This is a genomic window from Actinomycetospora straminea (assembly GCF_028737255.1).
Taxonomy (GTDB): domain Bacteria; phylum Actinomycetota; class Actinomycetes; order Mycobacteriales; family Pseudonocardiaceae; genus Actinomycetospora; species Actinomycetospora straminea.
The window spans coordinates 52,955-78,710 of sequence record NZ_JAQZAN010000024.1 but is presented as its reverse complement, the minus strand read 5'-3'; the positions used below and the strand labels follow the sequence as shown (position 1 = coordinate 78,710).

Genomic DNA, 25,756 nt, shown 5'->3' with positions numbered 1-25,756 from the left:
GATCCGAGCGAAGGGCCCCGTCGTTCGCGTCGATCGCGCGACGGAGCCCTCGGCTCGGATCCGGGGTCGGTCGTCAGCACGACTGCAGGTCGTGGGGCCGGCGGTTCACCGGCTCGCAGCCGGCGTCGGTGACGACGACGATGTCCTCGATCCGCGCGCCCCAGCGGCCCGGGAAGTAGATGCCGGGCTCGACGCTGAAGGCCATGCCGGGCTCGAGGACGAGGTCGTTGCCGTCGACGATGTAGGGCTCCTCGTGCACCTCGAGCCCGATGCCGTGGCCGGTGCGGTGCACGAAGTACTCGCCGTAGCCGGCGTCGCGGATGATCGCGCGGGCGGTCTCGTCGATGCTCGCGGCGGTGACGCCCGGACGCACCGCGTCGACCGCCGCGGCCTGCGCGCGCTGGAGCACGGCATAGACCTCGCGGACCTCGGCGTCGGGCTCGCCGACGACGTAGGTGCGGGTCGAGTCGGAGTGGTAGCCGTCGGGCAGCGGGCCGCCGATGTCGACGACGACGACGTCGCCGGCCTCGAGGACGCGCTCGGACACCTCGTGGTGCGGGCTCGCCCCGTTGGGCCCCGAGCCGACGATGACGAACGCGGCCTCGGCGTGCCCGGTCTCGACGATCGCGCGGGTGATGTCCTCGCCGACCTCGGCCTCGGTGCGCCCCGCCACCAGCCACTGCGGCACGCGGGCGTGGACGTCGTCGATCGCCGCGCCGGCGGTGCGCAGCGAGGCGACCTCCTCGGCGTCCTTGCGCATCCGCAGCTGGCGCAGGATCGGGGTGGCGAGCTCGAGCGACGCGCCGGGCATGGCGTCGCGCAGGCCCAGGACGTGCAGGGCGGGCATGTCGGCGGCCACCGCGACCCGCGCCGGGGCACCCAGCCGGGACGCGGCCAGCGCGTGCGGGTCGACGCCGTCGGTCCAAGTGAGCACGTCCATCGCCTCGATCGCCGACCCGTCGAGGCCCGGGCGCTCGAGCGTCGGGACCACGAAGGCCGGGTCCCCGTCGACGGGCAGCAGCAGGGCCGAGAGCCGCTCGTGGGAGTGCTTGACGACGCCGGTGAGGTACCGCAGGTCGGGGCCCGGGGTCACGACCAGGGCGTCCACCCCGGCCTGCCGGGCGGCGGCCCGCGCGCGCTCGAGGCGCGCGGCGACGTGGTCGGTGCTCATGGTCGCCGAGCTTAGGTCAGGCGGGTGGCGGCCGGGCGCGCCCCGGGCCGAGCCGGGGCGCGCCCGCCGGTGTCAGTCGGTGCTCACTCCGCGAGCTTCGCGAAGGCCTGCGCCCACAGGAAGTACTTGTTGGTGCCCAGGTCGCGGACCGTCTTGATGTTGAACGCCTCCTGGAGCTTCTTCGCGTCGTCCTCGCTGACGCCCTGCAGCGCGGCGACCGGCGCGTCGGCGATCTCCTGCGCCGACTTGGTCTCGTACTCCTTGTCGAGCTTCGACGCGATGTCACCCATGATCCGACTCTCCCCTCGTCGTGGTCTCCCGGCGGTGCCGGGTCCGCGATGATCCTCGTGCCCCGTGGTGGGCCCCGTCACGCAGGACGCGCGGGACTAGCTGAGTAGATGTCCCCTGGAGCCGGACACCGCCGGGCGGGACGCTCTCGGACATGACCAGCCCGGTGTCGCAGGACGCGCTGCTCGCCCGCCTCGACGACGACCTCGCCGGCGTCGCCCGCGAGGTCGACCGCATCCGCACCGCTCTGCAGGGCGCCCGCTCGGCGCCGGCGGCGCCGGCCCCGAGCCCCGCGCCGGTTCCCCCGCCTGCGCCGACACCGCCTCCGTGGCGGGGTCCGGTGCCGGGCCCGGTGCCTGGTCCGGTCCAGCGGCCGGTGCCATCCCCGCCCCCTCCCGGTCCCTGGGCCCCGCCCGGCGCCTGGGCGCCGCCGGCCCCGCCCGGCCCGCCCCGTGCGCCCCGGCTCCCCCGCCCGCCGCGCCCACCCCGGATCGCCTGGACCCCGGCCCGCCTCATCGCCGTCGCCGGTGCCGCGACCACCGTGCTCGGCGTCGTGCTGCTGCTCGTCCTCGCCGCCGACCGCGGCTGGTTCGGCCCCGGCGCCCGGGTCGTCGGCGGCGCGGTGCTCGGCCTCGCGCTCGTCGCGGTCGGCTGGGTGGTCCGCCGCCGCAGCAGCACGACCGGCGGCGGCGCCCCCACCGGCGCCCCCGCCGACGCCCCCACCGGCGCCATCGCCCTCGTCGCGACGGGCGTGGCGGCCCTCTTCCTCGCCGACGTCGCCGCGGTCGCGCTCTACGCCCTGCTCCCCCTCGCGCTCGCCGCCCCGCTCGCCCTGGCCGTGACGGCGGGCGGCCTGGCGCTCGCCGACCGCTGGCGCCACCGGGGCCTCGCGCTCGGCGTGCTCGTCGCGGCCGCGCTCGCCGCGCCCCTGGTGGTCGGCGCGCCGACCCCGACCCTCGTCGCCCTGCTGCTCGCCGCGCAGGTCGCCGCGGTGGTCGTCGCCCGCCGTCGCGCCTGGCCGGTCGTCGCCGCCGTCGCGGCGCTCGCGAGCACCCTCGCCGCGCTGGGCGCCGCGGTCCGCTTCCTGGCGGGCGGCACGTTCTCCGACGTGCCGACCGTCCTCGCCGTCCTCGCGGTCCTCGTCGCCGGCGGGGTCTCGGCCGTGCTCGTCGGCGCGCCCGGCCGGGCGATCGCCGCCGCGCTGCTCGGGGGGCCGGTGCTGCCGGTCCTGCTCGTGGCGCCGGGTCTGGCCCGCGTGCCGGGCGCGCTCGTGGCCGGCGGTGTCGCGGTCGCCCTGCTGCTCGCCGTCGTCGCCCTGGACCGCGCCGGCGCGCCGGCCGGGCACCGCGCGCTGGCCCTGGTCGCCGGCACCGCCGGCACCGCCTCGCTGCTCGTCGCCACCCTCGTCGCCGTCGGCTCGGGCCCGGCCGCCGTGCCGCTGCTCGCCGAGGCCACCGTGCTCGCGGTCGCCGCGGCCGCCACCCGCCGTGCCGGACCGCTGGTCGCCGCCGCGGCGCTCGCCCTGGTCGGTGGGGCTGCCGCGCTGGCCGTCGACGCGCCCGCGGACCTCCTCGCCGACTTCCCCACCCGCCCCTTCGTGATCACCGCCCCGGGCGGCGCGGCGACGACGGCCGCGGTCGGCGAGCTCGCCGGCGCCCTGGTGACCTCGCTGCTCCTGGTCGCCGTGGCGGCCGCCGGCATCGTCGCGCTCGCCCGCCTCGGGGCGCTGGCCGACCGCGGGCGCGCCGCGGCGGCCGTCGCCGGCCTCGGCGGCGTCGGGCTCTACGGGGCGACGGGCGGGGTCGTGACGAGCGCCCTGCTGGTGTCGCCGACGCGCGGGGCGTTCCTCGTCGGGCACGTGCTGGTGACCGTCTCGTGGACCGCGATCGCCCTGGTGCTGCTGGTCCGCGGCCTGCAGTCGGCGCTCCCGCGCATCCTCGGCGGGGTGCTGGTGGTCGCCGCGGTGATCAAGTTGCTGACCTTCGACCTCACCGCGCTCGACGGCCTCGCCCGCGTCGCGGCGTTCCTCGGCGCCGGGCTCGTCCTGCTGGCGGCGGGGACCGGCTACGCGCGGGTCGTCGCGGGTTCGGGCACGGGCTCGGGCACGGGCTCGGGCGAGGGCTCGGGCGAGGCCCCGGCCACGAGCGCCGCGAGCTCGTCGACCGTCGGGCCGTCGGCGACCGGCGGCCGCCACCCCGAGGCGTAGATCTCCCGCACGCGGGGGTGCACCGCGACGAGCGACGCCGGCGGCGCCGTCATCCCGAGGTACGGCCCGACGACGCGCATCAGGGACGGGTCGGCGGCGGTCGCCGACACGACGAGGTCCGAGGTCGGCGGGCGGGTCGGGTCGACGTCCTCGCCCGCCCACTGCGCCGCCTGGGAGGCGTCGGTGGCGACGTGGTCGAGGAACCAGGGCCGCAGGTGCTCGTCGCACCAGGCGTCGAGGGCGTGCGCGGTGGCGACGTGGTCGGCGCCGTGCTCGCCCAGCAGGGCGAGGAAGCGCTCGACCTGCATCAACGACGTCGCCACCCCGCGGCCCGCGATGGGGTTGGTGGTGCACACCGCGTCGCCGAGGAAGACCGTGCCCGGCAGCGGCACCCGGCCCGCGGCGTCGAGCTGCCCGCGGTAGGTGTTGCGCAGCCGCCCGCCCGGCAGCACCGGCGTGATCGGCCGCGAGCGCGCCGGGTCGGTCCAGGACGCGAGCACCGGGATCGCGCGGGCCGCGGCGTCGAAGGCGGCCTCGTGGCGCAGCCCGACCAGCCGCCGGTCGGAGGTGGGCCGCGCGATGAGTGTCGAGAAGACGCCGGCGTCGTGCCGGAAGACGACGACGGTGTAGCCCTCGTGCATCGCCACCGCCCCGAGCACCGAGGTCACCGGCCCCGGCTCGGCGCCGGGGCGCAGGCGGTACTGGCGCGAGACGTAGGCCGAGGCGCAGCCCGACGACTCCTCGGGCGCCCGCAGGCCCTCGCCCACCCGGCCCGACCGTCCGGCGGCGACCAGCACCAGGTCCGCGTCGTGGCGCGCGTCCCCGACCTGCACACCGGTGGTGCGCCCGCGCTCGGCGACCAGGCCGCGCGCCCGGGCGGGCACCCGGGTCACGCCGGGCTCGCGGTGGGCGACCCGCCGCAGCTCGCGCTCGACCACCATCCGCCGGCAGCGCAGTCCCGTGCCGGGCGGCAGCTCGCCGTCGACCGGCGCCGGGGCCTCCGGGTCCATCGTCATCGGCTCGGCGCCGCGGGCGAGCAGCGCGTCGATCACCTCGGGCACCTCGGCGCGCACCACGTCGAGGGCCTGCGGCCGGAACGCGTGCGGGTGGTGGAACTGCATCACCCCGCGCCGCGCCCACTGCTCGTCGCCGACCGGACCGGGGTCGTCGTCGACCAGCCGGACCCGGTGGCCGCGCCGGGCCAGCCCGACGGCGGCGACGAGCCCGGTGGGTCCTGCGCCGACGACGACGGCGTCCATGGCGGCTCCCGGGGTGCGCTCACCGACCAGGGCACTCCCGTCACCGCGGGCCGTCAAGCACCGTGACCCTCGGCGCCCGGCCGCACGCGCAGGGCATCTGGGAAGCTCTCGCACCATGGACGCGCCGGTGATGCTGCTCGACTCGGCCAGCCTCTGGTTCCGCGCCTTCTACGGTGTGCCGGCGACGCTGACCGCCGAGGACGGCACGCCGGTGAACGCCGCGCGCGGGTTCTGCGACATGGTCGCCCGCCTGGTCCGCGAGCGCCGCCCGGGCGCCGTCGTCGCGTGCCTCGACCGCGACTGGCGCCCGGCGTTCCGGGTGCGCGCCATCCCGTCGTACAAGGCCCACCGCGTCGATCCGACGATGGGCGACCCCTCCTCCCCCGTCGGCGGCGCCCCCGACGCCGAGGCGGCGCCCCCGGAGCTCGGCCCGCAGGTCGACCTCATCCTCGAGGTGCTCGCCGCGGCCGGGATCCCGACCGCGGGCGCCGAGGGCTACGAGGCCGACGACGTCATCGGCACCCTCTGCGCCACCGAGGCCACCGACGCGGTCGAGGTCGTCAGCGGCGACCGCGACCTCCTCCAGCTCGTCCGCGACGAGCCCACGCCGGTGCGGATCGTCTACATCGCCCGCGGAGTGTCGAAGTACGAGCTCTACGGCCCGGCGGACGTCGCCGCCCGCTACGGCGTCCCCACGGCCCGCGCCGGCGACGGCTACGCCGAGATGGCGATGCTGCGCGGCGACCCGTCGGACGGCCTGCCCGGCGTCGCGGGGATCGGGGAGAAGACCGCGGCGCAGGTCGTGTCGAAGTTCGGGTCGTGGGACGAGATGATCGGCGCGGTGCTCGACCGCTCCGACACCCGGATGTCCTCGGCCGTGCGCGCGAAGATGGCCAAGGCCGGCGACTACCTGGTCAAGGCACCTGAGGTCGTCCGGGTCGCGCCCGACGCGCCCATCGACTGGACCGGCGAGCGCCGCCCCCTCCCCCACGCGCCGCTCGACGAGGACAGGCTCACCGACCTCGCCGAGCGCTGGAACCTCACCGGCTCGGTCGACCGGCTCGTCGCCGCGCTGAAGGGCGAGGACGCGCCCTAGGAGGTCCCGCTCAGCCGCTGCAGGGTCTCCCAGTACGCCGACCACAGGCGGGGGTCGCGGGCGTTGTCCGGCACGGCCGTCACCCCGGGCAGGCCCCGGATCTCCCCGATGCCCTGCGGGCCGTAGTAGCCGCCGCCGTTCGCCTGCGGGGACGTCGCCGCGTAGAGGATCGGCAGCGCACCCTGGGCCGGGTCCTGGAACATGACGGGGAGGTAGCGAAAGCGCCACCCCTCCGCACTGTCCGGCCCGGGACCGTCCAGGACGATGTTGGTGCGGGCGACGCCGGGGTGCGCCGCGACGCTGGTGATCCGCCAGCCGAGGGCCCTGCTGCGACGGTCGCACTCGAACGCGAGCAGGAGGTTGCCGAGCTTGGTGTCGTCGTAGGCCCGGGCGTGGTCGTAGGCGCGCTCCTTCTGGAGGTCGTCGAAGTCGACGGCGCCGCCGGAGCCGCGCGAGCTCGACATCCAGACGATCCGGGGCTCGACCCCGTTGCGGAGGAGCGGGCGCAGCTGGGCCGACAGGGCGAAGGGGCCAAGGGCGTTGGTCGCGAAGGTCCGCTCGAAGCCGTCGACGCTCACCTCGCGCTGCCGGCGCGCCATGACGCCGGCGTTGTTGATCAACAGGTCGAGACGGTCGCCGTGGATCCGGAGGCGCTCGACGAACGCGGTGATCGAGCGGAGGTCCGCCAGGTCCAGCCGCTCGAACCGCACGGTCGCGGTGGGTGCCGTCGCGCGGATCCGGCGCACCGCCTCCTCGCCCCGCTCCTGGTTCCTCGAGGCGATCGTGACGTCAGCGCCCGCGAGGGCGAGCGCGAGCGCCTGGTGGTAGCCCAGCCCGCTGCGACCGTCCTGCGGGTAGCCGTTGGCCCCCGTGACGACGACACGGCGCCCGGTCTGCGGCGGGATGTCCGCCGCGGTCCAGTCGGGGGTCTCCGTCCCCGGCGCGGTCGCCCGGCCGGCGGCGACCCCGACCAGGCCGGCCGAGGCCCCGACGGCGGACATCTGCAGCACCGACCGCCGCGTGAACCTCCGGCGGCCCGTCCCGCTCGGCGGTGCCTCTCCTGCGTCGTCCGTCGGTGCGGCCACGTGGACCATCCCCTCTGCGCTCGGGCGTGTGCCGTCGACACTCGCCCGGCGCCGCGGCGACGACCACGGCCTGCCGATCCGGGGCTCCGCGGTCCGCCCCGCGGGGCGGAGGGCGCCCTAGCGTCCCTGGTCGGCGAGCCAGGCCCGCGCCACGGTCTTCGGCGCGCGCAGCAGCCAGGCCTCCTCGACGAGCTCGCGCAGCTCGTCGACGCCGATCCGCTCGAGGCGCACGAGCACCGCGGGGTAGCCGTCGAAGTGCGGCGTCGTGAAGTAGACGTCGGGGTCGTCCGCGACCAGGGCGTGCTTGACGCCCTCGTCGGCGACGTGGACGCCGAGCACGTCGCCCTCGGGCAGCGGGACCCCGGCCTCCGCCAGCGCGGCCTCGTCGGCGCGGCGCAGCGGGCGCTCCCAGACGAACCCCTTCGACGACACCACCCAGCTCGCGGACCCCCAGGAGACCTTCTCGCTGGTCCGCGGGAGCGCAAGCGCGAGACGCCGGACGTCGTCGAGCGTCGCCATCAGCGTGGCTGGCCGACGGAGTACGTGCCGGACGCGTCCACGATCGTCACGGGCACCTGCACCGGTCGCCCGTCGACGGTCGCCGAGCAGGTGAAGCGCACCCCGGCCCGGACCTCCTGGTCCTCGGGGCACCTGACGTCGGTGATCCGGCGGTGCCAGTCGTCGGTGACCACCCGCGTCACGCCCTGCGCCACCGCGTCCGCGTCGAGGACGTCCACCCGCGCGAAGCGGGGCCCGACGACGAACGCCAGCAGCCCGACCACGACCACCGCGACCAGCAGCAGCGCCCCGACGAGGATGCCCACGGCCTTCCAGGGGAACGGCTTGCGCGGACGCGGCGGGTACGGCCCGCCCCAGCCGGGTCCGGGCTGCCCCCACCCGGGAGGAGCGCCGCCGCCGGGCTGCCCGGGCGGGGCCCACACCGTGGTCCCGGACCCACCGCCCTGGCCGTACGCCTGGGTCGGGGGATAACCGGGCTGGCCAGGCCCCGCAGGCCCGAAGGCCTGGGTCTGGCCGTAGTTCTGGGTCTGGCCGTAGTTCTGGGTCTGGCCGTAGCCCGCGGGCCCGAAGGCCTGGGTCTGGCCGTAGCCCTGGGTCTGGCCGTAGCCCGGGGTCTGGCCGTAGCCCGGGGTCTGGCCGTAGCCCGGCTGCCCGTAGCCCTGCCCGTAGCCCGGGCCCGCCGGCCCGAAGGTGCCCGGCCCGTACGCCTGCGTGGGGTCCTGGCCCGGCTGCCCGCCGGCCGGACCCGGCCCGTAGCCACCCGGCGCGGCGAAGCTCCCGGTCCCGGGCTGGCCCTGCTGACCGGCCTGCCCGCCCCACCCCGCCGGCTCGGCGGGCTGGTCGTAGCGCGTGTGGACCGTGGAGCCGTTCGAGGTGGCCTCGGTCCCCGCGTCGGTGCCGCCCGGCGCCGATCCCGCGTCCGGCCGCGCCCAGGGCGAGGCGCCCTCGGTCGTCCCCTCGTCCGGCCGGTCGCTCACTCAGCCCTCCCCCACCGCGACGACCCCGCGCCGGATGGCGCGGACCGCGTCGCCGGCGGCGCGACCGACGGTGTCCTCGGCGCCCGCGACGGCGCGGATCTGGTCGAGCAGGTCGACGACCTGCCGACACCAGCGCACGAAGTCTCCCGCGGAGAGCTCGGTGCCGTGCGCGCGGGCTCCGTCGAGCACGGTCGCGAGCGAGTCGCCCCGCACCCAGCGGTGCACCGGCCACGCGAACCCGAGGTCGGGCTCGCGGGTGCGGTCGAGGTGGTGGCGGCGCTCGTCGGCGACGAGGTCGTGCCAGAGCTGGACGGTCTGGTCGACGGCGGTGGTCGCGTCGTCGGGCACCCGCGGCACGCCGCCGTCGTCGCGCCGGCTGTCGTAGACCAGCGACGACGCCACCGCGGCGATCTCCGCGGGCCCGAGGCCCCGCCAGACGCCGCTGCGCAGGCACTCGGCGACGAGCAGGTCGGACTCGCCCCACAGCCGCGAGAGCCGCCGCCCGTGCTCGGTGACGTTCTGCTGCGCGTCGGGCGCCTGGTCGAGGTAGCCGCGCTCGGTGAGGAGCCCGCGGATGCGGTCGAAGGTGCGCGCGAGCGAGTGGGTCGTCGAGCGCACCCGCGACTGGAGCTGCTCGGTCTCGCGCTCGAGGCGCTGGTGGCGCTCGTACCAGCGGGCACGGTCGTCGCGGTCGGGCAGGCCGTGGCACGGGTGGGCGCGCAGGGCGCGGCGCAGGGCGGCGAGCTCGCCGTCCTCGTTCTGGGCGCCCTGGCGCTTGCGCGCCGACCCCTGCCGCAGCGGCGGCTCGATGCCCGTCTCGCGCAGCGCGTTGGCGAGGTCGCGACGGACCCGGGGGATCCGGTGGTCGACCTTGCGCGGCAGCTTCATCGTGCCGAGTGCCGTCACCGCCTCGGGGAAGTCGGTGAGCGAGAGCCGCCCGGCCCAGCGGTCCTCGGTGAGGACCAGTGGGCGGGGCTCCATGCCCCGTGGGCTGCGGTCGATGCCGGGGTCGAGGACGACGGCGAGCCCGGCGCGCTTGCCGCCGGGGACGGCGATGACGTCGCCCGGCCGCAGGTTCTCCAGCGACGACGCGGCCTCGGCCTTCTGCGCGGAGCGGCCCTGGCGCGAGAGCATCTTCTCGCGCTCGGACACCCGCCGGCGCAGGTCCATGTACTCGGCGAAGTCGTCGAAGTCGGGCGCGTCCGCCGCGGCCTCGCGGCCGTTGCCGCCCTTGCTGCCGTTGCTGTTGCCCCCGGCCGCGTCGGCGTAGCCGGCGAGGGCCTCCCGGTTCTTCTCGAGGCGCTTGGCGAGCCCGACCACGCTGCGGTCGGCCTGGAACTGGGCGAACGACTGCTCGAGCAGCTCGCGGGCGTCCTCGACGCCGAGGCGGTCGACGAGGTTGACGGCCATGTTGTAGCCGGGCCGGAACGACGAGCGCAGCGGGTAGGTGCGCGTCGAGGCCAGGCCGGCGACCTGCTCGGGGTCGATGCCCGGGGTCCACAGCACGACGGCGTGGCCCTCGACGTCGATCCCGCGACGCCCGGCACGGCCCGTGAGCTGCGTGTACTCCCCCGGCGTCAGCTCGACGTGCGCCTCGCCGTTGTACTTCACCAGCTTCTCGAGCACGACGGTGCGCGCCGGCATGTTGATGCCCAGCGCCAGCGTCTCGGTGGCGAACACCGCGCGCACCAGGCCGCGGACGAACAGCTCCTCGACGGTCTCCTTGAACGCCGGCAGCATGCCCGCGTGGTGCGCGGCGACCCCGCGCTCGAGGCCGTCGCGCCACTCCCAGTAGCCCAGCACCTCGAGGTCGGCGTCGGGCAGCCCCGCGGTGCGCCGCTCGACGACCTCCCGGATCGCCGCGACGTCGTCCGGCCCGGTGAGGCGCAGCCCGGAGCGCACGCACTGGGTGACCGCGGCGTCGCACCCGGCCCGGCTGAAGATGAACGTGATCGCGGGCAGCAGGCCGGCGGCGTCGAGCCGCTCGATGACGTCCACCCGCGACGGCGGCCGGAACCCCGATGCCCCGCCGCGCCCGGGCGGCCCCGACCGGCCCGGACCGCCACGCAGCCCGTTGCGCCCGCCCCGCCCGGGCGGGCCGGAGCGCGCGCGACCCCCGCGGACCGAGGGCCCGCGGTCGACCTCGGCGACGGCGCGGACCAGCGTCGGGTCCACCTTCAGCTGCGCCTGGCCGCCGCGGCGCTCCTCGGCGAACAGGTCGAACATGCGGTGCCCGACGACCATGTGCTGCCACAGCGGCACCGGGCGCGTCTCGTCGACGACGACCGTGGTGTCGCCGCGCACGGTGACCAGCCAGTCGCCGAACTCCTCGGCGTTGCTCACCGTCGCCGAGAGCGACGCGAGCTGCACGTGCTCGGGCAGGTGGAGGATGACCTCCTCCCACACGGCGCCGCGGAAGCGGTCGGCGAGGTAGTGGACCTCGTCCATGACGACGTAGGCCAGACCCTCGAGCGCCGGTGCCTCGGCGTAGAGCATGTTGCGCAGCACCTCGGTGGTCATGACCACCACGGGCGCGTTGCCGTTGATCGCGGCGTCGCCGGTCAGCAGGCCGACGGCGTCGGCGCCGTGGCGCTCGACGAGGTCCGTGTACTTCTGGTTCGACAGCGCCTTGATCGGCGTCGTGTAGAAGCACTTCTGGCCGCGGGCGAGGGCGAGGTGCACCGCGAACTCGCCGACCACCGTCTTGCCCGCGCCCGTCGGGGCGCAGACCAGCACGCCGTGACCCTGTTCGAGGGCCAGGCAGGAGCGGCGCTGGAAGTCGTCGAGCTCGAAGGAGAGCTCCGCTTCGAAGCGGCCGAGCTGAGGGTGTGCGGCGCGGGTGCGAGCCTGCGCGTAGGCCTCGGCGGGAGAGCGGGTGGCCACGTCTCCACAGTGTCACACCAGGACGACGTCCTGCTGTTTCAGGTGACGTCCCACCGGTCGGCCGAGTCGTCGCTCCCCCGGTCGGTCCCACCGTCGCGGCGCAGGGGCTCGATGCGGGGCGACGGAGCGGGGGCGGGTCCGGGCGCCGGAGAGGGCGCGCCGAGGCGGTCGTCCAGCGGCGAGGGCTGGTCGGGGTCCAGGCCGTCCCAGCCCTGCTCGAGCCGCCGCCGGGCCTCACGCTTGTCGTGCACCCGGGCGACCTGGACCGCGAGCTCGAGCAGCAGCACCAGCGAGACCCCGAGCGCCAGCATGGAGATCGGGTCCTGGCCGGGCGTCGCGACGGCGGCGAAGACGAACAGCCCGAAGACGAGGCCCCGCCGCCAGCGCTTGAGCTGTGCGTACGAGACGACCCCGACCCGGTTGAGCATGATCACGAGCAGCGGCAGCTCGAAGCTCACCCCGAAGATGACGAGCAGGGCGAGCAGCAGGTCGAAGTAGTCCGAGCCCCGCAGGACCGTGGCCTGGATGTCGCCGCCGATCGTGAACAGGAACTGCAGGGCCTCGGTGACGACGAAGTAGGCGAGCACCGCGCCCGCGGTGAACAGCACCACCGCGGCCGTGACGAACGTGTACGCGAAGCGCTTCTCCTTCGCGTACAGCCCGGGGGTGATGAAACCCCAGATCTGGGCGAACCAGACCGGGCTCGCCAGCAGCACGCCGGCGGTCGCCGCGACCTTGAGGCGCAGCGTGAACTGCTCGAACACCCCGAACGCCACGAGCCGGCACTGCTCCCCGCCGCCGAGCTGGACCCGGTTCTCGGGCGGCAGCGCGCAGTACGGGTCGGTGAGCAGCTGCCCGAGCGACGGCAGGCCGAACGGGTAGGCCGTGTACCAGATGAAGCCGAGCACCGTGGCCGCGGCGACGGCGAGCAGCGCGATCGCGAGGCGGCGCCGCAGCTCGTAGATGTGCTCGACGAGCGTCATCGTGCCGTCGGGGTTCGCCCGGCGTCGCGCCCCGGGCCAGCGCAGGCTGCGCCACCAGCGGGCGCGCGAGCCGGAGCCGTCCGGGCCTGCGGTGCTGCGGGGCGCGTCCTGCGACGTCACGGGCGGCGGGGGTTCCGGCTCGGTGTCCGCGTCAGGACGAGGTGGAGCCCGGCTGGGACCGGGTCGCGTCCTGCTGGGCGGTGCCGTTGGTGCTGGTCGGCGCGCTGGTCGGGGTGGACGTCGATGTCGACGTGCCCTCGTCGAGCTGGCGACCCGGGGCCTGCGGCTCGGCGTTCGCCTGGCCGGCCTTCTCGTCCTCGCGCAGCCCGCGCGTCTCGGCCTTGAAGATGCGCATCGACTGGCCCAGCCCACGCGCCATGTCCGGCAGCTTCCTGGCGCTGAACAGCAGCACCACGCCGACGATCGCGACGATGACCCATTCGCTCACGGTGTGGCTCCTTCCACGGTGCTGCTGATGCTACGCGCGGCGCTCGGCGAGGCGGACCTTCAGCGCGGCGACCCGCGCGTTGATCAGCCCGACGTCCCGGCCGATCTGCTCCTTCGCGACGCCCGCGACGAGACCGAAGCGCTTGACCGGCCCGAGCAGCGCCGCGACGACCAGCCCCATCCCGACCAGCGCGGCGACCACCGCGACGACGCTCCACAGGTACGGCACGTGCTCGACCCTAACCGGGCGCGGTGACCGGACGGTGAACGACCGTGCGCGCGGGGTGCCGAGGTCCGTGGTCACGCTCACGCGGCGGCGCCTCGAGTCGGATCGGCGTGCGGCGTGGGTGGGTGTGGCGTCCGGCGTGGTGGGCGTGGCGTCGGCGACCCGCCCGCCCCGGTCGCGCTCATGCTGCGGCAGCACCGGACCACGACGGGGTGGGCGTCGCGGTCGAGGTCGGGGTCGTGGCGAGTGCGGCGTCGGCGTCCTCCGGGTCGACGAACGGGTCGCGCTCCCACGGCGGCGGCTCGAGCTGGGGTGAGCGCACCCACCACCGGTGCCCCGACGGCGAGGTCCACATCACGACCGGGCTCGTCCCGCCCTCCGGGTCCGGGACGCAGGCCGCGATCCAGTGGGCGAGGGTCTTCATCCGGTGATGCCGCCGGCAGCAGGGCTTGAGGTTGCCCCGCCGTGTGCGCCCGGCGCCGCCCGAGGGGTGGCCGTGGTCGTACGGGACGACGTGGTCGAGGTCGCAGCGGGCGGCGGGCACGCGGCAGCCGGGTGCCGCGCAGGTGAGCTCCCGCGAGCGCACGAACTCCTGGAGCGACGGGGGTGGTCGGTACCGGGCGGACTCGAGGTGGTCGGCGACGCCGGTGACGGGGTCGGTGATCAACCGTCGCCAGACCGCGTCCGCATCGGCGGCGAGGCGCCGGGCGAGCAGCGCCGGCAGGGGCCCGTGACCCTCCATCTCGGCGGGGCGCTCCGAGAGGCCGGCGAGCACGTCCCACCCGATGGTGATGCGGACCTCGGTGCGCACCGGCGACGGGGCCTGGCCACAGACACCACGCCGGACGTCGCGGCCGGGGCGAGCGGTCGGCGTGCCATCGCCGCTGTGCTCGTCGGTGCTGAGGGATTGCTCGGCGCCGTGGTCGTCCCGGCCCAGGTCACCGACGTGGTCGACGTCCTGGTCGACGTCCTGGTCGGCGTCCTGGTCGGCGTGCCGGTCGTCGTCGTGGTCGCCGTCCCTGTCGCCATCGCGGCCGTTGTCCCGGTCGTCACCGTGGTCGTCCTGGCTGACGCGGTGGTCGCCACGGGCGCCGTCGGTGTCGCTTCGCTCGTCATCCTTGCTGCTCGGCGCGCCGGCGCGGTGCGGGTCGTGGCTCGGAGCAGCGGCGTCGCCCTCGCACGACGAGCAGGCGCCGGCGCGGGCGGTGGCGCCGTCGAGGATGAGGTCGCGCGCGGCGTCCAGGCGCTTCTGCGCGAGGGTGCGCTGCTCCCCCTCGGGCGGGTCGCCGGCCCGGCGCGCCACGGCGTCGACGACCGCGTAGACCCCGCGCGCCTCGTCGGCCGGCAGGCGCATCTGGATCACACCGGTGGCGCCGTCGTCGTCGGACCAGTACCGCAGCTCGCGATCGCGGCGGCGCCTGCTCCGGCCGACGCCGGAGGGCCTCGGGGTCGAGGCGCGCCAGGAGCCGGCGGACCGTCTCCCGGAGCTGCGTCGGCGTCCGGTCGCGGGGCGGACGGGACCACAGCGTCGCGTCGAGCGAGCGCGCCGTCTCCGGGGAGCACTGCTCGGTCTGCTCGATGACGACGCGGGCGTGCGAGATCGAGATCCGCCCCGCGTCGAGCGCCGCGAGCGTGCCCGGCAGGCGGTCGACCAGTACGTCCGCCTGGTGCACGCGGATCTCGCCGGTGCGCGCTGCGACCCGGCCGACGGTGGCGACCTCCATCGCCACCGACTGCGACGCCAGCTCCCCACGCCCCTCCCCGCGCTCCCGCGCCCGGCGGGCGTGCAGGTAGTCGGCGATCTCCTGGTGGAGCCGCGCCTGGGTCCAGGCCGCGAGCGCCTCCCACCCCGCCAGGCGCTCGACGGCGTCGAAACCCTCGTCGTCGACGAGGTCCACCGGCGCGGACGTCGCGAGGGCAGCGGCGAGCGCCGGTCCCGGCGCCTGCTCCGACCACGTCGGTCGAGCAGGCGCGACCGGGGTCGCTGCGCACCACCCGTTGTCGAACACGTGTTCGATACTACCAGCCCCACCGACACCGTGGTGCCGTTCCGCGGCATCGTCCGCGCAGCTCAGGGCCGGGGTCGACGACAGCGGCGACACCCTCGAGAGATCAACGTGGAGAGCACCGTGAACCACTGCTCCCCCGCTCCCGCTCGTCGCGGAGCCGAGTGCGCCACGACCAACGACAACGGCGACACTCCCGAGAGATCGAGATGGAGAGCACCGACGGACCGGGCTCAGCCCTCCACGCCGTACACGGCCAGCGCCTCGCGGGCCCGGGCCCGCCGGGCCTCGACCAGGTCCGCCGGGGCCAGCACCTCCACGGCGTCGCCCAGCCCCAGCAGCAGCCGCACCATCCAGTCGCGGTCGCCGTACCGCATGGTCACGCGGGCGGAGCCGTCGTCGTCGGCGTGCAGGTCCTCGACCGGGTAGTACTCGGCGACCCAGCGCGCCGCCGGGTGCAGCACGAGCGCGGCGACGAACGCGCCGTCGTCGGGCCGCAGCAGCTCCTCCCCCGACCCCTCGCGGCCCCGTACCCCGGGCGGCGGGGCGGAGGGTTCGTCGAGCACCTCGGCGTCGTCGACCCGGTCGAGGCGGAACAGCCGCACGCCCTCGGCGCGCCGGCACCACGCCTCCAGGTACGCGGAGGCGTCGACGAGGAGCAGGCGCATGGGGTCGACGTCGCGGCGGCCGACGGCGTCACGGGACGCCGAGTAGTAGGTCAGGCGCAGGGCGCGGCCCGTCTCGACGGCCCGGCGGACGGCGTCCTCGGCCCGCCCCGGACGCCGGCCCAGGCCGACGGCGACGCCCTCCCCGGCGGGCTCGCCCGCCTCGGCCGCGGTGTCGCCGACCCGCCCGGCCGCGTCCTCGATCTTCGCCAGCGCGCGCTGCACGGCGTCGGCGTCGACGACGCCCGGCGCGTCGGCCAGGGCCCGCAGCGCGACGGCGAGGGTGGCCGCCTCCGTGCCCGAGAGGCGCAGCGGGCGACGCATGCCGGCGTCGAAGGTGACGGTGACGGTGTCGCCCTCGAAGGACAGGTCCACCAGGTCGCCGGGCCCGTAGCCCGGGAGCCCGCACATCCACAGCAGCTCGAGGTCACGGCGCAGCTGGGCCTCGGGGACGCCGAAGTCCGCGGCCGCGTCGGCCACCGCGATGCCCGGACGCGCGAGCAGGTAGGGCACGAGGGTGAGGAGGCGGGGCAGCCGCTCGGACACGCCGGCGGTCACCGGGCACTCCCGGCGTCGACGGTGTCGGCAGCGGACACGACCGATCCCCGCAACAGCCCCACCACCGCCTCGCGCAGCTCCGGCGGCTCCAGCACCACGGCGTCGGGGCCGTGCCCGGCCACCCAGCGGGCGGCCATGTCGACGCGCCCGAGGTCGATCTCGACGACGTCCGGGTCGCCCTGGGGGTCCGGCCGCGAGCCTCGCCGCAGGCCCTGCGCCCGACCGGGGACGAGCCGGATCCGCGCGCGGCCCGTCGGCGGCGGCGGGCCGGCGGACGCGGCGACGATCGCGACGAGGTCCACGTCCGCGGGCGGGCTCACCGCACCCCGCGGCCCGATCGCCCGGGCGTCGTCGCCGATGCGCGAGAGGCGGAAGCAGCGCACGTCGTCGCGGTCGCGGTCGTGGCCGACGAGGTACCAGCGCCCCCGCCACGACACGACGCCCCACGGCTCGACGGTCCGCGTGCGCGCCTCGGCGGCGGGGTGCGACCGGTGGGTGAACGTGACGACCCGCCCCGCCCGGCTGGCCGCCAGCAGCGGCGCGAAGGCCGGCTCGGCGGCCTGCAGGCGCGGCTGCACGGCGGACGCGGCGTCCGGGTCGACGGCGATCCCGGCCGCGCGCAGCTTCTGCAGCGCCGTGCGCGCCGCCCCGGCGAGCGCCGGCGAGTCCCACAGCCGCGCGGCCAGGGCGACGGCCGTGGCCTCGTCGGGGGCGAGGTCGATGTCGGGGAGCTCGTAGTCACCGCGCGCGATCCGGTAGCCGTCGACGGGCTCGGCCAGCGACGACCGCCCCGTCTCGAGCGGGACCCCGAGCTCGCGCAGCTCGGCCTTGTCCCGCTCGAACATGCGGAAGAAGGCCTCGTCGGACGCCACGTCGGCGTAGCCGGGCACGGTGGCCCGGATCCGCTCGGCGCTGAGGTACTGGCGCGTCGAGAGCAGGCAGAGCACCAGGTTGACCAGGCGTTCGGCGCGCGCGGACGGGCTCGTCGACACCCCGTGAGCCTACGACTCCTCGCGCACGTGTTCGAACGCCGGTGCCCGGCGCGTCAGCTCGAATCCGAACTGCGCTGCGCCCGCTGGATGCGCACCTGGCCGTCGTCGTCGCGATCGACCTCGAACCGGTAGTTCTCCCGGCTCGTCCGGCCGCGCTCGGTGGTGAACTCGATGTCGGCGGTGACGGTGTCGCCGCGCACCGCGACGTTCGAGGTCCGCACCTCGCGGATCCCCGACCAGAAGCGCCGGTAGCCCTCGAAGCCGCCGGACTCGTCGCGGGCCTCGTCGGAGAGCACCGCCCACGCGCCGTCGATGTTGCCGGGCAGGGCCGCGTAGTAGTCGACGACGACGGTGGCCGGGTCGCCGCCCGACGGCGGGTCGGACGGGTCGGTCGGCGAGAGCGGGGCGGCGACGCTCGGGGTCGGCAGCTCGGTGTCGGTGCCGCCGAGCGGGTCGGCGGGGGCCTCCGGCGGCGCCGAGGTCGGGACGGGCGCCGGCGTCGGGGCGGCGACCGGACCGCTCCCCGTGTCACCCCCCGTGCCGGCGGCGATCGCCACACCGATGCCCCCGGCCAGCACGACCGCCGAGGCCGCGGCGACCGCCGCGGCCCGGCGCGGGCGCGACCAGCGGGACGGGCGCCGGCGGTCGGAGCCCGCCGCGAGCGTGCGCGTCGGTGCGGCGGCGGCCCCGGGGCGGGCCAGCGACGACGCCGCCGCGGCCGCGCCGGCCCCGCCGATCCGCTCCGGGCCGGCCGCGAGGCCGCTCGACGCGGTGGTGGTCGCGGGGGCGACGGGCTCCTCGGGATCGATCCGGTCGGGGTCCGGCGCGACCGGGTCCGACCCGACCGGCTCCGACCCGACCGACTCCGCGACCGGGAGCGCCCCGGCCGTGGCGGGGAGGTCGGCGGTGCCGGGACGGCGCGGGGCCGGGACGGCGTCCTCGTGGTCCCCGTCGGCGCCGGCCTCCGCGGGAGCCGGCCGCGGCGCCGGGATGAACGGCGCGGTGCCGGCCCGGGCGCGCAGGGCACGCTCCACCGCACCCGTGCCCGGCCGGTGCTCGGGGTCGAGGCGCAGCATCGCCGCGAGCGGGCGCCCGAGCACGCCGGCGCGGGTGGCGGGGCGCAGCCGGCCCTCGGCCATGGCGTGCAGGACCGCGAGCGTGTTGTCGTGCCGCCCGCAGACGAGCTCGTTCTCGACGGCGGCGTAGAGCGTCGCGCCGAGCGAGAACACGTCGGAGGCGGGCGACGGGTCGCCGCCCCGGGCCACCTCGGGCGCGAAGTAGCCGGGCGTCCCGGCCACCATGCCGCCACCCGTGGACGTCGTGTCCCAGGAGGCGCGCGAGACCCCGAAGTCGGTGATCTTCGCGACGCCGTCGTCGGTGATCAGCACGTTGCCGGGCTTGATGTCGCCGTGGACGATGCCCGCCTCGTGCACCGCGCCCAGCGCGTCGGCCACCTGCGCGCCCACCCACGCGGCCTCGCGGGGCTCGAGCGGCCCCTGCTCGGCGAGCACGGCCGCCAGCGAGCGCGAGGGCAGGTACTCCATGACCAGCCACGGGCCGTGCCCGGACCCGGCATCACCGTCGACCACCACGTCGAACACCGCGATCGCCCGCGGGTGCACGACGCGCGCCGCGATCCGGCCCTCGCGCATGGCCCGTGCGCGGGCGACGTGGTCCTCGGTCGCGTCGCGGTGGCCGCGGGCGGCGAGCTGCTTCACCGCGACCGTGCGGCGCAGCCGGCGGTCCCAGGCGGTGAAGACGACGCCCATGGCCCCGGCCCCGATGCACTCGCCGACGCGGTAGCGCCCCCCGAGCACCGTGCCCACCACCGACGTGTCGACCGGGACCGGCGCGGCCTCGTGAGCGGTGTGGGCGCTGTGCAGCGTGCTCGGCGCCGCCACGGGGCCGTGCAGGCGGGAGGTGCGGGGCTGGTGCTCCATCGAGTTCTCGTGCCGTCCCTCGGCGTCGTCGGTCAGTGCGTTCGTGGTTACCTCGTGCGCCCCCGCGGCACGCCGCCGACGTGGCCTCCGTTACAAGGTCGCGATCAATCGGTCGACACGTTCGTCGACGGCACGGAAGGGGTCCTTGCACAGGACGGTTCGCTGGGCCTGGTCGTTCAGTTTGAGGTGGACCCAGTCCACTGTGAAGTCCCTCCCGGCGGCCTGGGCGGCGGCGATGAAGTCGCCGCGCAGCTTGGCCCGGGTGCTCTGGGGCGGGGTGTCCTTCGCCGCCTCGATCTCGCCGTCGTCGGTCACCCGGTCGACCATGTCCTTGCGCTGGAGCAGGTCGAACACGCCACGGCCGCGACGGATGTCGTGGTAGGCGAGATCGAGCTGGGCGACGCGCGGGCTGGAGAGCCCGAGGTCGTTGCGCGACCGGTAGCGCTCGACGAGGCGGTGCTTGATCGCCCAGTCGATCTCGCGGTCGATGAGCGAGAGGTCCTGGCGCTCCACCGCGTCGAGCGTGCGGCCCCAGAGCTCGACGACCCGGTCGGTGATCGGGTCGGAGCCGCGGCGGGCGACGTGCTCGACGGCGCGGGCGTGGTACTCGCGCTGGATGTCCAGCGCGCTCGCCTCGCGGCCCCCGGCCAGGCGCACGGGGCGACGCCCGGTGAGGTCGTGGCTGATCTCGCGGATGGCGCGGATCGGGTTGTCCAGCGTGAAGTCCCGGAACTGCACGCCCTGCTCGATCATCTCGAGCACGAGGTGGGTGGTGCCCACCTTGAGCAGCGTGGTGACCTCGGACATGTTCGAGTCGCCGACGATGACGTGCAGGCGGCGGTAGCGCTCGGCGTCGGCGTGCGGCTCGTCGCGGGTGTTGATGATCGGGCGGCTCCGCGTGGTGGCGGAGGAGACGCCCTCCCAGATGTGCTCGGCGCGCTGCGACAGGCAGAACACCGCGCCCCGCGGCGTCTGCAGCACCTTCCCCGCGCCGGCGATGAGCTGGCGCGTCACGAGGAAGGGCAGCAGCACGTCGGCGATGCGCGAGAACTCGCCCGACCGCCCGACGAGGTAGTTCTCGTGGCAGCCGTAGGAGTTGCCCGCCGAGTCGGTGTTGTTCTTGAACAGGAAGATGTCGCCGCCGATGCCCTCGTCGGCGAGGCGCCGCTCGGCGTCGAGCAGGAGGTCCTCGAGGATCCGCTCGCCCGCCTTGTCGTGGGCGACGAGCTGGGTCAGCGAGTCGCACTCCGCGGTGGCGTACTCGGGGTGGCTGCCCACGTCGAGGTAGAGCCGCGACCCGTTGCGCAGGAAGACGTTCGACGACCGGCCCCAGGACACGACCCGGCGGAACAGGTAGCGGGCGACCTCGTCGGGCGACAGGCGCCGCTGGCCGTGGAAGGTGCAGGTGACACCGAACTCGGTCTCGACCCCGTAAATCCTCCGCTGCATCCCTCCACCCTAGGCCAGCGGACCCGCCGTTGTGGCCTCTGCGACGGCCCGCGTCACCCCCACCGGCGCCTCCGCCGCGGGGCAGCACCGAGCCGTCGGGGCCCGATCACTACGGTCGACGCCGTGGCGCTCCCCGCACGAGGACTGGCAACCGACATCTCCCGTGGCGTGGGCCGCCGGGTGCGGCAGGGGGCGCGGGGCAGCCGGCAGCGGCTGGCCGACGTCAACGAGCAGGACTGCCGGATCACGACCGCGATCGGGGCGCTGCCCTACACGGTCGCCGACCCTGCGCTGGCCGCCCTGAGCCGGTCCGCCGACCACAGCAGGCTGTGGTTCGCCGTCGCCGGCGTGCTCGCCGCCGGGACACGCCACACCCGCCGCGGCGGGCTGCGCGGGGTGCTCGCGATCGCCGGGGCGAGCTTCCTGGCCAACGCCGTCCTCAAGCCCCTGGTGCCCCGCCGCCGGCCCGCCGCCGAGCTCCTGCCCGACTACCGCTCCCTCGACGACCCGCCCACCTCGTCGTCCTTCCCCTCCGGCCACGCCGCCTCCGCCGCCGCGTTCGCCACCGCCGTCGCGATGGAGAGCCCGAAGGCCGCGACGTGGGTGGTCCCGCTGGCCGCGACGGTGGCGTACTCCCGGGTGCACGTCGGCGTGCACTGGACCAGCGACGTCGCCGCGGGCGTCGCCCTCGGGGCCGGCGCCGCCCTGGCCACCCGCCGCTGGCTCCCGCTGCGCAGCATCGACGAGGCCGCCGCCCGGCCCGTGGCCGGCGCGCCCGTGCTGCCCGAGGGCGAGGGCCTGGTCGTGCTCGTCAACACCCGCTCGGGCCGGGCGGGCGTCGACCCGTACGAGGAGCTCGTCGGCGCCCTCCCCCGCGCCCGGGTCCTGCGCCTCGAGGACGGGGCCGACCTCGCCGAGACGCTCATCGACGCCGCCCGCGAGCCCGGCGTGCGGGCGGTGGGCATCGCCGGCGGCGACGGCTCGGTGGCCGCCGCGGCCCGGGTGGCCGAGGACCTCGACCTGCCCCTGGCGCTGATCCCCGCCGGCACGCTCAACCACTTCGGTCGCGACGTCGGTGTCTACGACACCCAGGAGGCGATCGACGCGACCGGCGCGGGCGAGGCCGTCGCCGTCGACCTCGGGGAGCTGCGGCTGCACGCCGACGCCGAGGGCCGCCAGGAGCCCCGCCGGGTCGTCTTCGTCAACACCTCGGCGTTCGGCGGTTACCCCGAGATGGTCCGCCTGCGCGAGAAGTGGCAGAAGCGCTGGGGCAAATGGCCCGCCGCCGTCGTCGCGCTGCTCGTGACGTTGGCGCGCAGCCGGCCGATCCGTGTCCGCCTCAACGGGGTGGAGCGCTCGGTGTGGATGCTGTTCGTCGGCAACGGGCCCTACGTGCCGACGGGGATGGTGCCGTCGTACCGGCCCCGGCTCGACACCGGCGTGCTGGAGGTCCGCTACCTGCGCGCCGACCGGCCGTTCGCCCGGGCCCGGGCCTTTCTCGCCCTGGCCACCGGCGTGCTCGGGCACAACAGGATCTACCAGGAGAGCGCCATGCGGTCGCTGGACATCGAGCTGCTCGACGGGCCGGTCGACGTCGCCGCCGACGGCGAGGTCGTCGGGCGTGCCCGCCGGCTGCGCTACCGGGTGGCCGACCACCCCGTCCCCGTCTACCGCCGCGACGAGGCGCGCTGGCCGCACCGCGCGACCGCCCGGTGAGCGACCTCCCGGTGCGCGACCTCCCGGTGCGCGACCTCCCCGTGCGCGACCTCCCCGGCGTCGACCGCTCCCCCGCCCTGCCCCGCTGGCTCGGCCGCCTCGACCGCACCGCCGACCGCGGGCTCCTGTGGGCCGCGGTGGCCGGCGGGCTCATGGCCTCGGGGCGCGGTCCGCGCCGCCGCGCCGGGGTGCGCGGGGTGATGGCCGCGGCCGCGACCTCGGCGATCGCCCACGCGCTGGCCAAGCCGCTGCTGCCCCGCGCGCGGCCCTGGGGCCGGCGCTTCCCGTCCGCGCACGCGGCGTCCTCGACGGCGTTCGTCACCGCCGCCGCCATGGAGTCGCCGCTGCTCGGGGGCGTGCTGGCGCCGGTCGCGGTCGGGGTGTCGACCGCCCGGGTGGTCCTCGGGGAACGGACGGTCGAGGACGTGGTCGCCGGCGCCGGACTCGGCATCGGCGTGGCGCTGCTGACGCGCCGCTGGTGGCCGGTCGTGCGCCACGCCCCGGCCCGCGCCCGCCCGGCCGGCAACGCCCCCGCCCTCGGGGACGGCGCCGGGCTCGTCGTCGTCGCCAACAGCTCGGCCGGGACGCCCGGGCCGCTGGAGACGCTCGGCCAGATCGTGGCGCCCGTGATCGGCGTCGCGGACACCGACGGCGAGCCCGAGCCGCCGGCGCCGCCCTCGGAGATCCACGAGGTCCTGCCCCGCGCCCAGGTGATCGTGCCGGAGCCGGGCATCGACTTCGTCGACGAGGTCGAGGCCGCCCTCGACCGCCCCACCGCCGACGGCACCGAACCGCGCGCGATCGGGGTGGCCGGGGGCGACGGGTCGGTGGCCGCGCTCGCCGGGCTCGCGCAGCGGCGGCGGGTGCCGCTGATGGTGCTGCCCGAGGGCACCCTGAACCACTTCGCCCGCGACGTCGGCGTCGACGACACCCCGACGGCGCTGAGCGCGGCCCGCGACGGCGACGCGGTGCTCGTCGACGTCGGCGTCGTCGACATGACCGCGGGCGACGGGGGCGAGACCCGCAGCGTCGCGTTCGTCAACACCGCGAGCCTCGGCGGCTACCCGGACATGGTCCGGCTCCGCGAGAGCTGGGAGGAGCGCTGGGGCAAGTGGCCGTCGGCGGCGTTCGCGCTGGTCCGCGTGCTCGCCGAGGCGTCGCCGCTGGTCGTCGAGATCGACGGCAAGCGCCGGACGATCTGGCTGCTCTTCGTCGGCAACGGCGGCTACGAGCCGCGCGGCATGGCGCCGCTGTTCCGCCCGCGCCTCGACGCCCGCGTGCTCGACGTGCGCTTCCTGCGCGCGGACGTGCCGTTCTCGCGCACCCGCTTCGTCGTCTCGGTGCTCGCGGGCACGCTCTCGCGCAGCCGCGTCTACGTGGCCAACACCCGCACCCGGCTCTCGGTGCGCGTCGTCGGCCCGCCGGTCGGGCTCGCGACCGACGGCGAGGTGCAGCCCGACGCCGACCGGTTCGTCTTCCGGATCGCCCCGGGCGCGATCCCCGTCTACCGGCCGCGCGAGGTGTAGCTCAGACCCCGGTGCGGACCGAGTCGTGCCAGGGGATGACGACCTTCTTCACCGTCGTCACCGCGACGTAGAGCAGCGAGCCCAGCACTGCCAGCAGGACGATCACGGCGAACAGCCGGGGCGCGTCGAGGGCGTTGAGGCTCGACACGACGAGGTAGCCGAGGCCCTGGCTGCCGCCGAGGTACTCGCCGACGATCGCGCCGATCACGGAGAACACGATGGCGACCTCGGCGCCCGCGAAGACGTAGGGCAGCGTCGTCGGGAGCTCCATGTCCCGGAACGTCGCCCACTTGCTCGCGCCGAGGCCCCGCATGACGTCGCGGTGGCCGCGGTCCACCGAGCGCACCCCGAGCATCACGTTGAGCATGATCGGGAAGAACGCCAGCAGCGCCGCCATGATGATCTTCGAGGTCGGGCCGAACCCGAACCAGATGACGAAGATCGGCACGAAGGCCACCTTCGGCACCACCTGCAGGGCCACCAGCGCCGGCTGCACCGCGCGCTGCAGCCAGGCGATGCGCCCGAGGGTCGCGCCGACGGCGACCCCGACCACCAGCGCGATGCCGAAGCCCGCGAGCACCTCGAACAGGGTGACGCCGATGTGGCTCCCGATCTCGGGGTCGGCGAAGAGGTCGCCGAGCGCCCCGACGACCGCCGCGGGCGCGGGGAGGATGAACTCCGAGACGCCGACCACGGACACCGCGAACTGCCAGATCCCGAGCAGCGCGACGAGCATCAGCGGCCCGCTGACCCACGGCAGCCGCCGCATCCAGGGCGACTCGCCCTCGGCGGGGGTGGCGTCCGCGTCGACGGGGGGCGGCGGGGCGCCGTCGGTGCGGGTGTCGGTGTCCCGGTCCAGTGAGGTCGTCACCGTCAGTCCTCCTCGTCCAGCTGGCGACGCAGCCCGACGACGAGCTCGCCGAACTCCGCGGTGGCCTCGACCTCGACCGTGCGTGGCCGGGGCAGGTCGATCGGGGTGACGGACCGGATGCGCCCGGGCCGGGGCGTCAGCAGCACGACCCGGTCGGCGAGGAACACCGCCTCGCTGATCGAGTGCGTCACGAACACCACCGTCGTCCCCGACACGGCGTGGATCTGCTGCAGCTCGAGGTTCATCCGGTCGCGGGTCATGGCGTCCAGCGCGCCGAACGGCTCGTCCATGAGCAGCACCGACGGGTCGCACGCCAGCGCCCGCGCGATCGCGGCCCGCTGGCGCATGCCGCCGGAGAGCTCGCGCGGGTACGAGTCCTCGAACCCGGTGAGGCCGACGGTCGCGCACAGCTCGGTCGCCCGGGCCCGCCGCTCCGCCTTGCCGACCCCCCGCAGCTTGAGCGGCAGCGCGACGTTGTCGACCACCGTGAACCACGGGAAGAGGTTGGCCTCCTGGAACACCAGGCCGAACTCCGCGAACACCGCGTCGTCGCGGCGTCCCGCCACCCACGCGGGGCGGTCGCCGGCCTCGACGGTGCCCGCGGTCGGCGCGAGCAGGCCCGACAGGACCCGCAGCAGCGTCGTCTTGCCGCAGCCCGAGCGCCCGACGAGCGAGACGAACTCGCCCCGGCCCACCTCGAGGTCGATGTCCGACAGGGCGTGCACGTCCCCGCGGCGCGTCGTGTAGGTCTTGTCGACGCCCGCGACCCGCAGCCCGACGGCGCGCGAGCCCACGGGCTCGGCGGTGTCGCCGGACGCGTCGAACTCGTCGCGTCGGACGGGTGGTGGGGTCCACGTCGCCGTGGGGGTCTGCTGCGTCGTCATCGCCGCCTC

20 protein-coding genes and 2 pseudogenes are annotated in these 25,756 nt (G+C 76.2%); 4 read left to right on the top strand and 18 right to left on the bottom strand.

The annotated features are described in order from the left end of the window. Positions 1-73: 73 nt before the first annotated feature. Entirely contained in the window at positions 74-1,171 is a 1,098-nt protein-coding gene (locus PH190_RS25955; RefSeq protein ID WP_274234429.1) for a M24 family metallopeptidase, read from the bottom strand. A gap of 83 nt (positions 1,172-1,254) precedes the next feature. Further along, positions 1,255-1,461 carry a hypothetical protein gene (locus PH190_RS25950; protein WP_274234428.1) on the bottom strand — a complete coding sequence of 69 codons (207 nt, stop codon included), beginning with the start codon at positions 1,459-1,461 and terminating at the stop codon, positions 1,255-1,257. 152 nt (positions 1,462-1,613) lie between these two features. On the opposite strand from PH190_RS25950, the pseudogene PH190_RS25945 reads away from it, so the two are divergent. Beyond that, positions 1,614-2,996, top strand: a pseudogene (locus tag PH190_RS25945) (DUF2339 domain-containing protein); the annotation flags it as partial. A gap of 527 nt (positions 2,997-3,523) precedes the next feature. On the opposite strand, the gene PH190_RS25940 reads toward PH190_RS25945, so the two are convergent. After that, a complete protein-coding gene (locus PH190_RS25940; RefSeq protein ID WP_274234427.1) occupies positions 3,524-4,924 on the bottom strand; it encodes an FAD-dependent oxidoreductase in 1,401 nt (466 codons plus the stop codon). 115 nt (positions 4,925-5,039) lie between these two features. Between PH190_RS25940 and PH190_RS25935 the strand changes: the two genes are divergently transcribed. Next, the gene (locus tag PH190_RS25935; RefSeq protein WP_274234426.1) at positions 5,040-6,020 is read left to right on the top strand and encodes a 5'-3' exonuclease; all 981 of its coding nucleotides are present in this window, start codon (positions 5,040-5,042) and stop codon (positions 6,018-6,020) included. On the opposite strand, the gene PH190_RS25930 is transcribed toward PH190_RS25935, so the two are convergent. The 13 genes and pseudogenes from PH190_RS25930 to pafA form a co-directional block, all read right to left on the bottom strand. Then, positions 6,017-7,021, bottom strand: a complete 1,005-nt coding sequence (locus tag PH190_RS25930; RefSeq protein WP_274234448.1) for an oxidoreductase — start codon at positions 7,019-7,021, stop codon at positions 6,017-6,019. The genes PH190_RS25935 and PH190_RS25930 overlap by 4 nt on opposite strands. A gap of 201 nt (positions 7,022-7,222) precedes the next feature. Next, positions 7,223-7,624 (bottom strand): MmcQ/YjbR family DNA-binding protein, encoded by a 402-nt coding sequence (locus PH190_RS25925; RefSeq protein WP_274234425.1) that lies wholly within the window; start codon positions 7,622-7,624, stop codon positions 7,223-7,225. Further along, the gene (locus tag PH190_RS25920; RefSeq protein ID WP_274234424.1) at positions 7,624-8,601 is read right to left on the bottom strand and encodes a DUF4333 domain-containing protein; all 978 of its coding nucleotides are present in this window, start codon (positions 8,599-8,601) and stop codon (positions 7,624-7,626) included. Before PH190_RS25920 ends, PH190_RS25925 begins: the two co-directional genes overlap by 1 nt. After that, positions 8,602-11,484, bottom strand: coding sequence for a DEAD/DEAH box helicase (locus PH190_RS25915; RefSeq protein WP_274234423.1), 2,883 nt, complete (start codon positions 11,482-11,484; stop codon positions 8,602-8,604). Positions 11,485-11,522: 38 nt separating this feature from the next. Continuing rightward, complete coding sequence (gene tatC, locus PH190_RS25910) at positions 11,523-12,587, bottom strand: twin-arginine translocase subunit TatC (protein ID WP_274234422.1); 1,065 nt, start codon at positions 12,585-12,587, stop codon at positions 11,523-11,525. A 31-nt stretch (positions 12,588-12,618) separates the two neighbouring features. Further along, positions 12,619-12,915 (bottom strand): Sec-independent protein translocase subunit TatA, encoded by a 297-nt coding sequence (gene tatA, locus PH190_RS25905; protein WP_274234421.1) that lies wholly within the window; start codon positions 12,913-12,915, stop codon positions 12,619-12,621. 30 nt (positions 12,916-12,945) lie between these two features. Then, positions 12,946-13,224 (bottom strand): hypothetical protein, encoded by a 279-nt coding sequence (locus tag PH190_RS25900; protein WP_274234420.1) that lies wholly within the window; start codon positions 13,222-13,224, stop codon positions 12,946-12,948. A 97-nt stretch (positions 13,225-13,321) separates the two neighbouring features. Beyond that, positions 13,322-14,494 (bottom strand): HNH endonuclease signature motif containing protein, encoded by a 1,173-nt coding sequence (locus PH190_RS25895; RefSeq protein ID WP_274234419.1) that lies wholly within the window; start codon positions 14,492-14,494, stop codon positions 13,322-13,324. Positions 14,495-14,555: 61 nt separating this feature from the next. Beyond that, a pseudogene (locus PH190_RS30895) lies at positions 14,556-15,038 on the bottom strand (DUF222 domain-containing protein); the annotation flags it as partial. Positions 15,039-15,379: 341 nt separating this feature from the next. Then, positions 15,380-16,369 (bottom strand): helix-turn-helix transcriptional regulator, encoded by a 990-nt coding sequence (locus tag PH190_RS25890; RefSeq protein WP_274234418.1) that lies wholly within the window; start codon positions 16,367-16,369, stop codon positions 15,380-15,382. Beyond that, positions 16,366-17,361, bottom strand: coding sequence for a helix-turn-helix transcriptional regulator (locus tag PH190_RS25885; protein ID WP_274234417.1), 996 nt, complete (start codon positions 17,359-17,361; stop codon positions 16,366-16,368). Before PH190_RS25885 ends, PH190_RS25890 begins: the two co-directional genes overlap by 4 nt. Before the next feature lie 53 nt (positions 17,362-17,414). Then, positions 17,415-19,301 carry a serine/threonine-protein kinase gene (locus tag PH190_RS25880; RefSeq protein WP_274234416.1) on the bottom strand — a complete coding sequence of 629 codons (1,887 nt, stop codon included), beginning with the start codon at positions 19,299-19,301 and terminating at the stop codon, positions 17,415-17,417. A gap of 90 nt (positions 19,302-19,391) precedes the next feature. Further along, positions 19,392-20,750, bottom strand: coding sequence for a Pup--protein ligase (gene pafA / locus PH190_RS25875; protein ID WP_274234415.1), 1,359 nt, complete (start codon positions 20,748-20,750; stop codon positions 19,392-19,394). Between the two features lie 213 nt (positions 20,751-20,963). Between pafA and PH190_RS25870 the strand changes: the two genes are divergently transcribed. Together PH190_RS25870 and PH190_RS25865 are read left to right on the top strand one after the other, a co-directional pair. Next, the gene (locus PH190_RS25870) at positions 20,964-22,466 is read left to right on the top strand and encodes a bifunctional phosphatase PAP2/diacylglycerol kinase family protein (protein ID WP_420791713.1); all 1,503 of its coding nucleotides are present in this window, start codon (positions 20,964-20,966) and stop codon (positions 22,464-22,466) included. After that, the gene (locus tag PH190_RS25865) at positions 22,463-23,992 is read left to right on the top strand and encodes a bifunctional phosphatase PAP2/diacylglycerol kinase family protein (RefSeq protein WP_274234413.1); all 1,530 of its coding nucleotides are present in this window, start codon (positions 22,463-22,465) and stop codon (positions 23,990-23,992) included. The genes PH190_RS25870 and PH190_RS25865 overlap by 4 nt, the downstream gene beginning before the upstream one ends. Position 23,993: 1 nt before the next feature. On the opposite strand, the gene PH190_RS25860 is transcribed toward PH190_RS25865, so the two are convergent. Both PH190_RS25860 and PH190_RS25855 read right to left on the bottom strand, forming a co-directional pair. Continuing rightward, entirely contained in the window at positions 23,994-24,863 is an 870-nt protein-coding gene (locus tag PH190_RS25860) for an ABC transporter permease (RefSeq protein ID WP_274234412.1), read from the bottom strand. Positions 24,864-24,865: 2 nt separating this feature from the next. Then, positions 24,866-25,747: an ABC transporter ATP-binding protein gene (locus PH190_RS25855; protein ID WP_274234411.1), complete on the bottom strand. Its 882-nt coding sequence runs from the start codon at positions 25,745-25,747 to the stop codon at positions 24,866-24,868. Between the last annotated feature and the right edge of the window lie 9 nt (positions 25,748-25,756).

Bases quoted from the DNA above. Each gene is read 5' to 3' on its own strand.
- PH190_RS25925 (WP_274234425.1), bottom strand. From the start codon at position 7,624: ATGGCGACGCTCGACGACGTCCGGCGTCTCGCGCTTGCGCTCCCGCGG.
- PH190_RS25855 (WP_274234411.1), bottom strand. From the start codon at position 25,747: ATGACGACGCAGCAGACCCCCACGGCGACGTGGACCCCACCACCCGTC.
- PH190_RS25955 (WP_274234429.1), bottom strand. From the start codon at position 1,171: ATGAGCACCGACCACGTCGCCGCGCGCCTCGAGCGCGCGCGGGCCGCC.
- PH190_RS25880 (WP_274234416.1), bottom strand. From the start codon at position 19,301: ATGGAGCACCAGCCCCGCACCTCCCGCCTGCACGGCCCCGTGGCGGCG.
- PH190_RS25895 (WP_274234419.1), bottom strand. From the start codon at position 14,494: ATGCGCCTGCCGGCCGACGAGGCGCGCGGGGTCTACGCGGTCGTCGAC.
- PH190_RS25940 (WP_274234427.1), bottom strand. From the start codon at position 4,924: ATGGACGCCGTCGTCGTCGGCGCAGGACCCACCGGGCTCGTCGCCGCC.
- PH190_RS25930 (WP_274234448.1), bottom strand. From the start codon at position 7,021: ATGTCCGCCGTCGGGGCCTCGGCCGGCCTGGTCGGGGTCGCCGCCGGC.
- PH190_RS25935 (WP_274234426.1), top strand. From the start codon at position 5,040: ATGGACGCGCCGGTGATGCTGCTCGACTCGGCCAGCCTCTGGTTCCGC.
- PH190_RS25950 (WP_274234428.1), bottom strand. From the start codon at position 1,461: ATGGGTGACATCGCGTCGAAGCTCGACAAGGAGTACGAGACCAAGTCG.
- pafA (WP_274234415.1), bottom strand. From the start codon at position 20,750: ATGCAGCGGAGGATTTACGGGGTCGAGACCGAGTTCGGTGTCACCTGC.